General features: G+C 35.5%; 13 protein-coding genes and 1 pseudogene. 6 read left to right on the top strand and 8 right to left on the bottom strand.

The annotated features are described in order from the left end of the window. From B0B05_RS10635 to aroC, 4 genes and pseudogenes are all read right to left on the bottom strand, one after another. Positions 1–222 (bottom strand): annotated as a pseudogene (locus B0B05_RS10635) (IS5/IS1182 family transposase); the annotation flags it as partial. A gap of 232 nt (positions 223–454) precedes the next feature. Next, entirely contained in the window at positions 455–1,684 is a 1,230-nt protein-coding gene (locus B0B05_RS10630) for a site-specific integrase (protein ID WP_084173938.1), read from the bottom strand. 237 nt (positions 1,685–1,921) lie between these two features. Beyond that, the gene (locus B0B05_RS10625) at positions 1,922–2,752 is read right to left on the bottom strand and encodes a thioredoxin family protein (RefSeq protein ID WP_245799302.1); all 831 of its coding nucleotides are present in this window, start codon (positions 2,750–2,752) and stop codon (positions 1,922–1,924) included. Positions 2,753–2,754: 2 nt separating this feature from the next. After that, positions 2,755–3,816, bottom strand: a complete 1,062-nt coding sequence (gene aroC / locus B0B05_RS10620; protein WP_076783624.1) for a chorismate synthase — start codon at positions 3,814–3,816, stop codon at positions 2,755–2,757. Between the two features lie 138 nt (positions 3,817–3,954). On the opposite strand from aroC, the gene B0B05_RS10615 reads away from it, so the two are divergent. Further along, a complete protein-coding gene (locus tag B0B05_RS10615; protein ID WP_076783623.1) occupies positions 3,955–4,683 on the top strand; it encodes an SDR family NAD(P)-dependent oxidoreductase in 729 nt (242 codons plus the stop codon). Positions 4,684–4,695: 12 nt separating this feature from the next. Further along, positions 4,696–5,169 (top strand): cupin-like domain-containing protein, encoded by a 474-nt coding sequence (locus tag B0B05_RS10610; RefSeq protein WP_076783622.1) that lies wholly within the window; start codon positions 4,696–4,698, stop codon positions 5,167–5,169. Between the two features lie 40 nt (positions 5,170–5,209). On the opposite strand, the gene B0B05_RS10605 is transcribed toward B0B05_RS10610, so the two are convergent. Then, positions 5,210–6,169 (bottom strand): Fic family protein, encoded by a 960-nt coding sequence (locus B0B05_RS10605; RefSeq protein ID WP_076783621.1) that lies wholly within the window; start codon positions 6,167–6,169, stop codon positions 5,210–5,212. 184 nt (positions 6,170–6,353) lie between these two features. Then, positions 6,354–8,528, bottom strand: a complete 2,175-nt coding sequence (gene recQ / locus B0B05_RS10600) for a DNA helicase RecQ (protein ID WP_076783620.1) — start codon at positions 8,526–8,528, stop codon at positions 6,354–6,356. Between the two features lie 141 nt (positions 8,529–8,669). On the opposite strand from recQ, the gene B0B05_RS10595 reads away from it, so the two are divergent. The 3 genes from B0B05_RS10595 to B0B05_RS10585 are packed head-to-tail and all read left to right on the top strand — an operon-like array spanning position 8,670 to position 11,335. Then, positions 8,670–9,407: a CPBP family glutamic-type intramembrane protease gene (locus tag B0B05_RS10595; RefSeq protein WP_076783619.1), complete on the top strand. Its 738-nt coding sequence runs from the start codon at positions 8,670–8,672 to the stop codon at positions 9,405–9,407. Positions 9,408–9,467: 60 nt separating this feature from the next. Further along, entirely contained in the window at positions 9,468–10,631 is a 1,164-nt protein-coding gene (locus B0B05_RS10590) for a sensor histidine kinase (protein ID WP_173786367.1), read from the top strand. After that, positions 10,631–11,335: a LytR/AlgR family response regulator transcription factor gene (locus B0B05_RS10585; RefSeq protein WP_076783618.1), complete on the top strand. Its 705-nt coding sequence runs from the start codon at positions 10,631–10,633 to the stop codon at positions 11,333–11,335. The genes B0B05_RS10590 and B0B05_RS10585 overlap by 1 nt, the downstream gene beginning before the upstream one ends. A gap of 45 nt (positions 11,336–11,380) precedes the next feature. Here the strand turns inward: B0B05_RS10585 and aspS are convergent, their stop codons facing one another. Continuing rightward, positions 11,381–13,135, bottom strand: coding sequence for an aspartate--tRNA ligase (gene aspS / locus B0B05_RS10580; RefSeq protein ID WP_076783617.1), 1,755 nt, complete (start codon positions 13,133–13,135; stop codon positions 11,381–11,383). Between the two features lie 365 nt (positions 13,136–13,500). On the opposite strand from aspS, the gene B0B05_RS17120 reads away from it, so the two are divergent. After that, positions 13,501–13,719: a 30S ribosomal protein THX gene (locus tag B0B05_RS17120; RefSeq protein ID WP_076783616.1), complete on the top strand. Its 219-nt coding sequence runs from the start codon at positions 13,501–13,503 to the stop codon at positions 13,717–13,719. A gap of 74 nt (positions 13,720–13,793) precedes the next feature. Here B0B05_RS17120 and B0B05_RS10570 read toward each other — a convergent pair whose 3' ends face one another. Beyond that, positions 13,794–14,447 (bottom strand): DUF937 domain-containing protein, encoded by a 654-nt coding sequence (locus tag B0B05_RS10570; RefSeq protein ID WP_076783615.1) that lies wholly within the window; start codon positions 14,445–14,447, stop codon positions 13,794–13,796. Positions 14,448–14,552: the final 105 nt, after the last annotated feature.

The following is a 14,552-nucleotide window of genomic DNA, read 5'->3' as shown; positions in this document are numbered from 1 at the left end:
ACTTTCTTTAAACATTTCCTTGAGCAAAAGCATTCCTGCTATTTTGCGAACCGCAATAGAGGGTCTTCCTTCTTTTGAAAATAAACCCTCGAACTCAGCTTCTATTTTATCCCAAGAAATCTCATGCGCTAATTTTACAAGTGGATGATCCATATTAATAAGCTCGGTAAGTCTGGTCTTGAATAAATTTTGCTGTAAATCCTGTTTTATTTTTCCTAACATTTTGCCACTTTTTATACCCTAAAAATACGATTTTCTGCAATTTTATACAACATTTTTAAGCGAAATTTGATAATAAAATATTGAATATCAAATCGTTGTATTTATTTTAAGGAATGACTAAATATATTCATCTAACTAATTAAATTATAAGTAAATATACGAAATTATGTGTAATTACGGATATTCATAAATCCTTTTACTGGATTTAACAAAACGAGAACTTCTAATCAATTTATCCCCACGCTTTATTCATTTGTTCGTCTGTAAATGCTTCCGTCACTTTCATATATTTGTCCAAAACTGCATCTTTTTTGATGTTTGCAATCTTCTTAATGGCTTTAGGTTCCATTCCCAAAAGTAGAGAATTGGTTATGAATGTTTTTCTTGCGGTGTGACTTGTAATAAACTTACATTTTGGTTGAGTTAAAGACTTTTTCTTGTTGCCAACAAACCAATGAATAGTAAATGGTTGTGTTATTTCTGCCAATTCGCAACATTCCTTGATGTATTCATTAAATTTTTGTGATGAAATTATAGGTAAAGGTTCATAGATTGTTCCTTTGTATTTTTCCAAAATAGCTTTTGCATATTTATTGAGTTTAATGGCGTGATTTTGGGTTTTAGTTTTTTGGATAGAAAGAACAATATGATCTTCAGAAATATTTGCTAAATGTAATTTCGACAAATCAGAAAATCTTAATCCAGTGAAACATCCCATACAATAGAAGTCTCGGACTTGAGATAGTCTATCATTATCAAAATCTTTTTCATAAAGTTTCATCAACTCATCAAATGATAGATAAACAATATCAATATCGTGTTCAGTTGCTCTGAATTTTTCAAACGCTCGATTCGTGTTATATCCTTTTTCAGTTGCCCAATTTAAAAATGACTTTAAAACCTTAATTACTTTAGCAAAATAATTTTGTTTCATTTTTTTGGTTTCGTAAGAGTAGTCTCTCAATTGTTCAAAAAAAGCATCGTCAATATTGTCAAATGAAAGCGAAAATCCATTTTCTTTACAAAAGAATTCCAAATAGTTTTTTATTGTGTTTTGTCCCTTAATTGTATTAGGGGTTTTAGTAAGTTTTCCTTTTTCGATGTACTCATTAAAGCAATTAAAAAAATCGAACTCATCAGATAGAGTAGTTTCATCTTCTGAATCAATCTTTTCAATAAACAAATCTTTAGTTGGTTCAATTTTATTAGCCCTGAAATAAAGAGATATATCCTGAATTTTACTCTCTATTTCCTGTAGTTTTTCATTTATTTCATCATAGCCGTAATACTTTTCTTTTTTAGAATTGGCTTTGACACGATTATTTTGCCAATCCTGAAGTTTGCAGCTCAATCCTGTATTTCTTTTAATTACAGAACTATTTATTCTAAACAAAATTCTAATAGGCATTAAACCTTCTTGATTTATTTTGTCTTTTCTTAATTCAAAAATATATTTTATCATCGGCTTAAATAAAATAAAAATTACAAAAGGGGGAACAAAAAGGGGGACAAATTTGAATTTAAAATCACGAAATTTTAAGAAACAAAAAATATAAAAACCTTTTATGAGCCAAATATACTGAATACAAACGGATTAAAAACAAGAAAAATTGAGAAAAGTATTGTGGTAGTCCCGTCTGGGGTACTTAAAAAGCTGTTAATCTTTTGATTAACAGCTTTTTTGTTTTTGATCTGTTCACTACAGTAATTCTAAAAGTTCCTCTATTGTGTCGAAACCTCGATTTTTTGCATAATAGGTCTGAAGTTCTACATAAAACTTCTCTTTTGGATAAAGTTCAGGATCAGCTTTATGCTTTTCAAGCAATTCCCTGCCATGCTGTGGGCGCGGTCCCCAATGTGCAATCTCATTAAAGTTTTCATCCATAAAAATCACAATAGGAATCGATTTTCCACCGTTTGTCAGGTAGCTATCAATAAGGGAGGGATCCTGGTCCCGGTATGTAATTCGTACTTCAAACTGCTCAAAGAACTTGACAACAACCGGTAAAACCTGGCTGGCATCGCCACACCACGGTTCTGAAATAATTAGGATTTTACCGTTAAAGTTTTTGTTGGCTAACTTTTTTACCTGATCAGAATTAGGAATATATTTTTCCCACATCCTGTTCATCCTTTGGATGCCTAAGCGGTAGTATTCTGCATATTCAGCCTCGTGTGTATTTTTTGGATTACCGAGCCTTTCCCCGGCATCCCGTAGGTACTCGGTGTATGATACGGCATTGTCCCAATAGTTTTTGATATCCATTTTATAAGTTATAGAATTAATGAAATACATGTGGCGAAGTTCATCCGTACTTCTGTAGTATTCGCTTAGTTTATTGTCAATCAGGTTTTTGATGAATGATTTTAGATCCTGATATTGAGAATCTTCGCTAAAATAATAGTGATTTTCGTAATGCCAAAAAAGGGCTTTAGGATTTGAAAAATTTAGCGAATTTTCATCTCTCCTACAATAAGGATTTTCTGACTCTCCTTTATAATAGCTAAATTCTGATAAGTCTAAGATCACAATTATATTTTCCTCGTTTTATTAATTAATAACATATCAGCCAAAACAAAAGCTGCCAAACTTTCTACAATAGGAACGGCTCTCGGAACTACACAAGGATCATGTCTTCCTTTGCCTTCTACAACTACAGTTTCGCCATCTTTATTAATGCTTTCTTGTGGTCTTAGAATAGTAGCAACTGGTTTGAAAGCCACCCGAAAGTAAATATCCATCCCGTTGGAAATGCCTCCTTGGATACCGCCGGAAAGATTGCTTTTCGTTGTTCCGTCTTGGTTGAATAGGTCGTTGTGCTCTTTACCTGTCATCTTTGCGCCACAAAATCCGCTGCCATATTCAAAACCTTTGCAGGCATTGATGTTCAGCATTGCTTTCCCTAATTCTGCGTGCAGTTTATTGAAGATCGGTTCTCCCAATCCGGCAGGGACATTTTTTATTGTGCAAGTCACTGTTCCGCCGATAGTATTGCCTTCTTTTTTGATTTCCTTGATCTTTTCGATCATTTTTTCAGCGGTTTCCTCATCCGGGCATCGGACGATATTGGTTTCGGTTTTAGAAAAATCCAGATCCTGATATGGTTTTTCACAAAAGATTTCTCCAACGGAAGAAACATACGCATTGATTTTGATCTCGGGAAGAAGCTGTTTGGCCAAAGCACCGGCAACAACCCAGTTCAGCGTTTCGCGGGCAGAAGATTTTCCACCACCACGATAATCGCGGATTCCGAATTTTTGATCATAAGTATAATCGGCATGGCTTGGCCTGTAGGCCTTAGCAATATGATCGTAATCTTTTGAGCGTTGATTTTCGTTTTCAACAATAAAACCAATCGGTGTCCCGGTAGACTGCCCGTCAAAGATACCTGATAAAAATCTCACTGTATCGCTTTCTTTACGTTGAGTGACAATGGATGATTGCCCCGGTTTTCTGCGGTCCAGCTCAAGCTGAACTTTCTCAAGATCTAGCGAAAGGCCAGCCGGGAAATTAGTAATCACACCACCATAGGCTTCTCCGTGGCTTTCACCAAAGGAAGACAGCGTCAGAAAGTTTCCTAAAACATTGTACATATATAGAAATTAAGGGTTAGAAACTGGACTTTTGGAATGCGTTTTTCCTCGGTTCAGGTTTCTTTAATAATTACAAATTTATGGATTTTATAATGCGCAAGTATCTTTATTCTGATTTCTAATATTTATTTTTACCAAATGGATGTTTGTAAAACTGTTCTTATACTTGGAGCCAATTCTGATGTTGCAAAGCAAGCAATTAAACTTTATCTGGAGAAAGGTTTTAGGGTTATCGCTGCTTCCCGAAACTTAAAGTCTCTGGAAGACTTTGTCGGCAAAAATCGTCTGGATCAATCTAGGATAGACATTCAATATTTTGATGCCAATGACTTTTCGTCCCATCAGGATTTTTATGATGGATTGGTTATACAGCCCAATATTGTTGTTTATGCCGCAGGATTTTTGGTTGAAAATAATACGGCCATGCAGGATTTTGATGCCAGTTTTGAAATGATGAAAACCAACTATATTGGTGCGGTTTCTATTCTCAATATTATTGCAACGGACAAATCAAACCAAAATTTAGAAAGAATAATCGGTTTGTCATCGTTGTCGGGCGTTCGCGGAAGGAAAAGTAATTTTGTTTATGGAAGTACTAAAGCTGCTTTTAATCAATATTTTGCAGGACTCCGTCAGGAATTGTCTCCTAGGAAAATTATAGTGAATGTTTTGGTCATTGGTTACATCAATACGAAAATCAACGCAGGGCTTGAACTGAACAAAAATCTGATTATGGAGCCGGACTATGTTGCTAAGTTTATCATCAATGCAGGAAACTCTTTTGAGATTGTGCCCAACTGGAAGTGGAAAATCATCTATTGGATTCTTAAATTATCACCCGAGTTTTTGGTTTCTAAATTACCTTAATATAAAATATTTATGTCTCACGTTTTTTTAACACAGTATCGTGGCATAAAACGGGTTTGGCTTTTTCCGCTTAGCCAGTCTGATTTGCTTTATAAACTGCCATACAATTTTCACAGTATTGCCAATCTTAAAACTTCCAGCCCGGAAGAATTCCCCGGACTGAAATATCTTAAAGGTTACGAAGCTGTTCTGGAACCGGGACAAACACTTTATATGCTTTCCGGCTGGTGGCATTTTATCCAATATGAGACCGAAGGCTATTCGATTTCTGTAAGGGCATTACCTTTTAGGTTAGTAGAAAGATGGCGGGGATTTAGAAACCTGGTCATCACACAACATTTTGATAATCTGATGCGAAAAATTTTTAAAGAAAAATGGTTTGCCTATAAAGTTTCTGTAGCAAAAAAGAGAGCCCAAAAAGCAATTGACAAAATAGAAGGGAAACATATTTTAGACGATATCCCTGATATTCCGATACATTTTTAAAACAAAAACGAGGGAATTTTTTCCTCGTTTTTGTTTAGAATTATTTCAATTTTCTTTTTCTGTCCCGGTTTTCTATATAATCCAAAACGGCATCTTTTGTTGTAAGCCAGTTTCGTCCTTCTTTGAAAGCGTCAATTTTGCCTTTTCTTGCCAACAGACTGATATATTCTTGCCCGTAAGGTAATTTTTCTTCTTCCACAATGTCGGAAATCGGCAGGTAATTATCATACGTGTTATTCAGCGAACCAAGATAAATATCCAGACTTCTTTCCAGAGCTTGCAAAATAAGCAATGCAAGTTTAGAGTAATTCCCATTATTGGCAAAGTTAAGTGCATCATAATATTTCTTTCTGTCATTTTTGAGGATAATAGCCGGCGGAAAACCTTCTTTCATTAATAAAAGATTAAAAAGCAAACGAACAGTTCTCCCGTTACCGTCAAAGAACGGATGGATCCAAACAAACCTGTGATGAAAGATGGTTGATTTTATGATAATATCCAAGTCAGAGGTATTGACCCAATCTACCAACTCGTTGATATATCCGTCAATTTTGAGTGCATTGGGCGGGACAAAATTAGCTCCTGAAATCCTGACGCCAGAAGTCCGGAAACGGCCTGCAAAATCTTTCTCTATTTTTTGAAGAACCAATTCGTGGATGTTCAGGATATCTCTTTCTTTTAGCAAATAATTATCAGAAACCAAGTTTTCAACAAATTCAATAGCTTCCTGGTGGTTAACAGCTTCGAAATGTTCTCGCAAAGATTTTCCCTTAATTGTAAAGCCTTCTTCAATGACCATTTTGGTTTCCTGAAGGGTCAAAGTATTCCCTTCAATACTGTTAGAATTGTAGGTCCATTCTATCATCAGGCTTTCTTTGATGCTTTTCAAAGCATAAGTGGGAATTGGGCGCAGTTTGTCCAACTCTGCCTTTTTTTCCAGAATTCTTTCAAGTTGTTTTTCTAAACCTTCAAACTGATATGGATAGTCTTGCCATTTCATTCAACAAATTTATGATTTTTATTTTAATATCGGATACACATAATTATAATTTTATCCGATATTAATGAAAATTTAATAGCATTATATTTTCCCAGATTTGGCAAATTGCGCAGATTTGTCGAAGCTTTTATAATAAGCTAAATTTGTATAATCAGCGAGAGATAAAGTATTGTAATTTAATTTCTTACTGCTGGGATTTATAATAAGCAACCGCAATATGAATTTCAAAATAAGAAAAACCTTCGCCTAATTCATCTTTAATGGCTTTTAATGATTGAATGCTTTGAGCTTTTGCAATTTCAATAATCGGTTCTATTTTGCTCATATCCATCAATTCGTCGGCTTCTATTTTTCCAATCGCAACAAAATTTGCCAAATGATTTTGAATGGTGTTGATAGACAGATTTCTGATTTTAGCGATTTCTTCAACATTGTTTCCATCTTTGTACAATTCAAAAGTCGTCGCAAAAGTTCCAGATGTCTTGGCGTTGTTCTTTTTGGGTTCTCTTTTCTTCTTCGGTTTTTTCTCGATGATTTTACTAGTCAAACTATGAATTTTGCAGTAATTTGTAATAGGAGTCAAAAATATCTCGCCATATTTTTCAATTTTAAAAGCACCAAAACCACTTATCTGATTCAATTCCTCTTTGGTATTCGGAAGGTAAGTTGACAATTCCATCAAAGTTGCATCAGAAAAAATAACATAAGGCGGAACACTTTCTCGTTCGGCAATTTCACGTCTTAAAGTTCTTAGTTCCGCAAATAAATCTTCATTTGCATCAAAGTCTGGTATTGAATAATCGTTCTCAACTTCAGCAACAATCACGGCTTTGGCTTGTTCTTTTACTTTTCGGAAGGTGACTTTTTTATCTTTAAATAAAACCAACTTGCTCTCTTCATTCAGTTTTAAAACAGAAAATTCTTCATTCGATTCACTCAAAAAACCATTAATCAATAATTGTCTTATCAAGTTTTGCCAATAATTTTTATCTTGATTATTTCCAATGCCATAAGTCGGCAAACTGCGCATCGAATCTGTAATTTTCAAACTTTTAGAACCTCGCAGAAAATCGATGATTAAGTTTTTTCCGTATCGTTCTTTCAACCTAAAAATCGCACTCAATAATTTTTGAGCATCAGTTGTGGCGTCCCAAGTTTCAAATTCACTCAAACAAAAATCGCAGGAATTGCAATTGCCATCGTGTTTTTCGCCGAAATATTCCATTAAATATTGTCGTCGGCATTTTTGCATTTCGGCAAAGTCGGACATTTGTTTTAGCTTTTGCAACATCAGTTCAGATTGCTCTTCGTTGCCTTCTATCATTGCAAATCTTCTCAATTTTATCACATCGGCAAATGAATAAAATAAAATCGCTTCACTCGGCAAACCGTCTCGTCCGGCTCTTCCCGTTTCCTGGTAGTAACTTTCAATATTTTTGGGCAAATCTGCGTGCATCACAAAACGGACATTGCTCTTGTCGATTCCCATTCCAAAGGCAATCGTCGCAACCATCACCCGGGTTTTATCCTTTAAAAAATCTTCCTGAACTTTCGCTCTTTCCACGGAAGAAATTCCAGCGTGATAAAAAGCGGAATTGACGCCATTTTCTCGCAGATTATTCGACATTTCTTCCGTTCCTTTTCTCGACAAGCAGTAGATGATTCCCGAATCATTCGGATGTTCATTGAGGTATTGAATGATGTTTTGGAAGACCGATTGTTTCGGCTGAACAAAATATTTGATATTCGCTCTGTCGAACGAAGAAATCAAAACCAGCGGATTTTGAAGATTCAATTGTTTGATAATATCTTTCCTCGTGATTTCGTCTGCACTTGCCGTCAGTGCGATGATTGGGACTTGTGGAAATTGCTTTTTAATGCCATTTAAAAATAAATAATCCGGACGGAAATCGTGACCCCAATGCGAAACACAATGCGCCTCATCTACCGCAAACAGGGAAATATCGACCTCATTCAGCAATTTTAAAAATGAACCATTATCGGCACTCAATTTTTCGGGCGCAACATATAAAAGTTTGAGCTGACCGTTTTTTAATTCATTAAAAGTCTCATTTTGCTTATAAACACTCATTGAAGAATTGATGTACGAAGCAGAAATTCCGTTGACACGCAAAGCATCAACTTGGTCTTTCATCAAAGCAATCAATGGAGAAATGACAATGGCTGTTCCTTCCAAAACCAATGCTGGAACATGATAGCAAAGCGATTTTCCACCTCCAGTTGGCATCAAAACAAAGGTGTCTCTTTTGGAAATTACGTTTTCTACTGCGTTCGCTTGCTTGAGACGAAAGTTGTCGTAGCCAAAATATTGTTGTAAGATTTGTGATGGAGATTTCATAGAATTTGTGTTTTAGTAAAAATAAGGAATTGTGATTAAATTTAAAAGTGGTTTTTATTTCGTCGGCAAAAAAAGTGTTTCTATCGGTAAAGTTTTCAAAGCGTAGCAACGTACAATAATTTTGACAAAAAATTAAAAAATATGTCACTATTTACACCACTTATTTGGATTCTCATTGTCGTTCCATTCATTGTTTTGGCTGTTTTCAGGTCAGAAAAAGTCAATCTAAAATATTTAGGATTGTTCGTCCTTTATTTTTTAACGGATTCTTACATTCAGCATTTGTCGAAGCTCTATTTTGATTTGGAGTTTATAGGATTGAAATTCGCTTGGATTGGTAAAATTTTGAGTTTGTGTTTTGCTTTGATTGTTATTTTTTCTGTTTCAAAAAAAGATAGGGAAGAAATTGGATTTACGACAAAAACAAATTCAAAAAGTCAGTTGAAATCTGGAATTTTAATTTTTCTTGGATTTTTGGCTTTCGATTTAATATTCAAACTAATTTTGTTTCCGAAAAGCGGTGATTTCGATTTAGAAACTTTTGCTTTTCAGATGACTATGCCCGGTCTAACGGAAGAATTGGTTTTCAGAGGAATTTTATTTTGGCTTTTAGACAAAGCTTTCGCACCGAAATGGAATTTTAAAGGCATCAAATTCGGTTGGGGATTTGTCATTATCACGATACTTTTTGCGGAAGCTCACGGCGTGATGCTTACAGAAAATTATGAATTCAAGTTTGACATTATCACCATTGTTTATTTAACCATTATTTCTTCTCTCAGTGTCGGGATTTTGCGTAAACTTTCGGGGAATCTTATTTTTCCAATTTTGGGACATAATATGATTAATACGATAAACGCCATCATTAGAATTTTGTAGAAACCACCAATCAAACAGCTTCAAAAAGCTATCTTTGGAGCTGTTTTTCAATTAAAAATTATGCAAAAAATATCTTCAAATTATTTTACCAAACGCGTTGGTGAATTTGATTTTGAGCAATTTTACACCCAACAAAAAAGAGTGATTTTCCATTCTTTAATGTGGTTGAGTTTTGCTTTTTTGTTATTTTTAAGTTACAGATTGGCTTATCAGCTCACGTATTTCAACAGTTTCATCCTGACACTTCGGATGTGCGTTGTCAATATGATTGTTTTCTATATTTTCTTCTATTTGCTTCTTCCAAAAGTTCTAAAATTATCATTCGGATTTGCAGTATTTTATTTGATTGTAAGCTTTCCTGTTCTTATAATTATTTGGTTATTATCAACTTATCTTTTTTCTATTACTTATCATCATTTAGGATTTGAAATTTTAGAAGGCGAATTGAAAGGTGCGATTACGGCAAGTGCAAATCAAACTTTTTGGGAAGCTATCTCTTTGAATAGGATAATTTCTCAGGCGATTATCTTCATTTCGCTTTTATCGCCTTTCTTTTTTGTTAAAATCTTATTTGAAATATCTAAACTTTACAGCCGAACGATTAAGATTCAAAACCAAAAAAATCTCCTCGAAATCCAAAACATCAATATTGAAAAAGACTTTTTGAAATCTCAGCTTAATCCCCATTTTCTATTTAATACTTTGAATAATTTATATAGTTTAAGTCTTAAAAAAGATAACGCGGTTCCCGAAGTGATTCTCAATCTTTCCGACACAATGAGTTATACTTTATACGAATCGAACAGCGAAAAACTAGAATTATGGAAAGAAATAGAATTTGTTAAAAACTATTTCGAGCTCGAAAAAATGCGTTATTCTGCCGATAGAAAAATTCATTATGAATTTCCTACTGAAAGAGATTGTATGGGTTTAAAGATTGCGCCACTTCTGAGTTTCACGTTCATAGAAAATGCTTTTAAATATGGTTTAAAATCAAAAGAATCAGGTTTTTTAAATCTTAATATAAAAATTGAAAACGGAAATTTTATTTTTGTGATAGAGAATGATTTTGAAGAAATTAAAAACGAAAACAGTCACGGCGGAATCGGAATTGAAAATGTGAAGAAACGGCTCCAGCTCATCTATCCGAACAATTTTAAATTAGAAATTTTTAGCTCGCAGAATATTTTTAAAGTGAAGTTAACCATCAATTTAATCAAATAATGGAAAAAATAAATTGCATCATTATCGATGACGAACCACTTGGCAGAGACCTCGTAGAATCTTTCGCAAAAGAAGTTTCATACCTCAATATTCTGGGGATTTTTGAAAACCCTGTGACGGCTTTATCTTTTCTGGAAGAAAATCCTGTAGACCTTGTTTTCAGTGATATTGAAATGCCAAAAATAAATGGTCTGGATTTCTTGCGGACATTAGAAAATCCGCCAGTTTTTATTTTTATTACCGCTTATCGTGAGTTCGCTTTGGACGGTTTTGATACAGGAGCGACAGATTATTTGGTAAAACCGGTTCGTTTTGACCGATTTTTGAAAGCTATTCAAAAAGCTAAAAATCACATTGATTTAAAAAGGGATTCTACTAATTCACAAAATGAAAATGACAAAATCTTTATTAAATCTGAAGGGAAAATTATCAAAATCTTATTATCAGAAATTTTATACATCGAAGCTCAAGGTGACTATTTGAATGTAGTGACGACATCGGAAATCTATTCGACCCAAATGACGCTCACTGCAATGGAAGAGAATTTGCAAAACAAAAAATTCTTTAGAATTCAGCGTTCATTTATCCTTAATCTTGATTTTGTAAGAAGTATCCACGGAAATATGGTGGAATTACTGAACGGAAAATCTATTTCTGTTTCCGTGAATAAAAAGGATGAGCTTCGTAAATTATTGGGAATGTGATTTCTTAAAAATAAAAAAGCGAAGAAAAATTTCCTCGCTTTTATTTTATGATTTTAAATCTAATTTCAGTTCCAATTCGTTGAGTTGTTCCTGATGGATGGGTGCCGGCGCATCGATCATCACATCTCTACCGGAATTATTTTTTGGGAAAGCGATATAATCCCGTATTACCTCATTTCCATCTAAAATAGCAACCAATCGGTCAAATCCGAAAGCCAAACCTCCGTGAGGCGGAGCGCCATATTTGAACGCGTTCATCAGGAATCCGAACTGCGCTTCTGCATCTTCTTTGGTAAAACCTAGCAAATCAAACATTTTTGATTGCAAATTTTTATCAAAAATACGGATAGAACCTCCTCCAATTTCGTTACCATTAAGGACTAAATCGTAAGCATTGGCTCTTACTTTCCCAGGATCAGTTTCCAGTAAACTAAAGTCTTCGGTTTTAGGCGATGTAAATGGATGGTGCATTGCGTGGTATCTGCCGGTTTCCTCATCCCATTCCAAGAGAGGAAAATCCACAACCCAAAGTGGTGCAAATTCGTTTCCTTTTCTCAGGCCAAGTCTATTTCCAAGTTCCATTCTTAAGGCAGAAAGCTGAGGTCTTACTTTATCGGCATTTCCGCTCATGACCAATATAAGGTCTCCTGCTTTTGCTCCGAATTTTTCAGCTATTTTCCTCAGGTCTTCTTCTGAATAAAATTTATTAACCGATGAAGTGATAACACCATCGTTTTGGAATTTGATCCAAACCATTCCTGTTGCGCCAATCTGCGGCCGTTTTACCCAATCGATCAGTTCATCAATTTGTTTTCTTGTGTAATCTGCGCAACCTTCTACATTGATGCCGACAACCAATTCTGCTTCATCAAATATCTTGAAGTCTTTTCCTTTTACCAGTTCATTAAGTTCTGTGAATTCCATTCCAAAGCGGATATCGGGTTTATCGTTCCCGTATTTTTGCATAGCATCGGCAAATGTCATTCTTGGGAAATCTCCGAATTGTTTTCCTGTGATATCTTCCAAAAGGTTTTTTGCCAAACCTTCGAAAACATTCATAATATCTTCCTGTTCAACAAAAGACATTTCGCAATCGATCTGGGTAAATTCGGGCTGTCTGTCGGCACGCAAATCCTCGTCACGGAAACATTTTACAATCTGGAAATAACGGTCCATCCCGCCAATCATTAGTAATTGTTTGAAAGTCTGTGGTGATTGTGGCAAAGCATAAAACTGCCCCGGATTCATTCTGCTTGGAACCACGAAATCTCTTGCACCTTCTGGTGTAGATTTGATCAATACGGGCGTTTCTACCTCAATAAAACCTTCGCTAGACAAATAGTTTCTCACTTTTTGCGCCATCTTGTGGCGGAAAATTAGTTTGTCTTTTACAGGATTTCTTCGGATGTCAAGATATCTGTATTTCATTCTCAGCTCTTCACCGCCATCTGTCTCATCTTCTATGGTAAAAGGTGGTAACTGAGCTTCATTAAGGATGGTTAGTTTTTCAACCAAAATCTCGATGTCGCCGGTTGGGATTTTTGGATTTTTAGACGCCCTTTCGATGACAGTGCCTTCTGCCTGAATCACAAATTCGCGGCCTAAGTTTTTTACTGAATCCAGCAGTTCTCGGGAAGTTCTTTCCTCATCTAATACCAATTGTGTAATGCCATAACGGTCCCGCAAATCAATCCAAATTACAAAACCTTTGTCCCGGATGGTTTGCACCCAGCCGGAAAGTGTTACTTTTTCATTAAGATTGGCCAGCGATAATTCGCCGTTGGTATGTGTACGGAACATTTTTTTAGATGTTAGATGTTAGACTTTAGATATTAGACTTTTAGTTGCCCAATTTCCGAATGCAAAGATAAGATTTTGTGAGGAATTAATTTTTCTAAGTACGAAAACTTTGTCGAAGATTTAAACTTTATCAAAGTGAACAATCCTGGCGAAGCACGTAAGGGATGGAAGTGGATATCCTTTTTTGTTATTGCGATTTCTGAAAAGTTCAACAGATTGCTTCACTTCGTGCGCAATGACAAAAAAGATAGAAACGGACAGCCCGACCCGAGCGGCTGCCCAACGCGTTGGCGAGGGATACGCCCAGATAATTGGCGGTTTAAAAATTAATTCATAAATTCGTAATAATCAAATACTTAATTATTATGGGAAAAGGTGATCAAAAATCTACCAAGGGCAAAAGGGTGCGCGGAAGCTACGGCAAAACAAGACCCAGAAAATCTTCCAAACCGATAGCTGTCGTGGAGAAACCTGTAAAGGATGTTGCAACACCTAAAACTAAAGTTGCAAAGCCTAAAGCCGAAAAACCTTCTGAAAAAGAAGAAAAACCTAAAGTAAAACAAACCAAAAAAGCCGAAGAATAACCTTCGGCTTTTATATTGTTCATAATCTCAGTAATAAACGGGTTATGTTTACCAGCGAGATCTTTTAATTATCATTATTTTCCAAAAATGCTGCCCAAAAGGCCGCCAATACCGCCCTGTTGTTGAGATTGCTGCTGGTTTCCGCCACCTAACACACTTCCCAGGATATCGCCTAATCCTCCACCTGAAGATTGAGCTGCTCCACCAAGAACGCTACCTAGAATATTGCTTAAAGGATTATCTGAAGCTTGTGTCTGCTGAGAAGAGCTACCAAGAATACCACTTAATAAATCTCCCAGTCCTCCTGATGAAGTAACATTGTTGGCCTGTTTTTGCTGGCCAATATAGCCCATGATGACCGGTGCTAACATTGCCAAAACCGGCCCGATTTTATCCGAAGATATGCCGGTGTTTTGAGAAAGTTGGTTTTCAACTGTGGTTTTTTGTCCTCCAAAAATATGGTCAAGAATAGAATTGCCTTCTTGTTCTCTGTTAAGTGCTTGTGAAGGATCTGTAAGAATGCTGCCGTTGTGGTCTTTGTCCAAAGCATTGTTAAGCGCATCGGCTTCTTTTGGGTCTTCTGATTTTTTTCTAAGATAGCTGATAACCAGTGGTGCAGCTACTGCCAGCAAAGCAATAATCTGGTTTTTGCTGATCCCGAATTTGTTCTCTGCCTGTTGTGCCACCTGATTCCCGGTGCTGCCTGTGATAAGGTCTAGTAAACTCATAATTTATGTTTTTTAAATGTTATCAAAGATAAACAATATGCAGCTAATAGCAATTAGCTTATGGCTATAGGCTTTAAAACCGCAAACTGTATATTTAACTTATTA

Origin of the sequence: Epilithonimonas bovis DSM 19482 (assembly GCF_900108115.1) — a bacterium.
Taxonomy (GTDB): Bacteria; Bacteroidota; Bacteroidia; order Flavobacteriales; family Weeksellaceae; genus Epilithonimonas; species Epilithonimonas bovis.
Note: the sequence above shows the minus strand (reverse complement) of the source record. Positions and strands in the feature narration are given on the sequence as shown.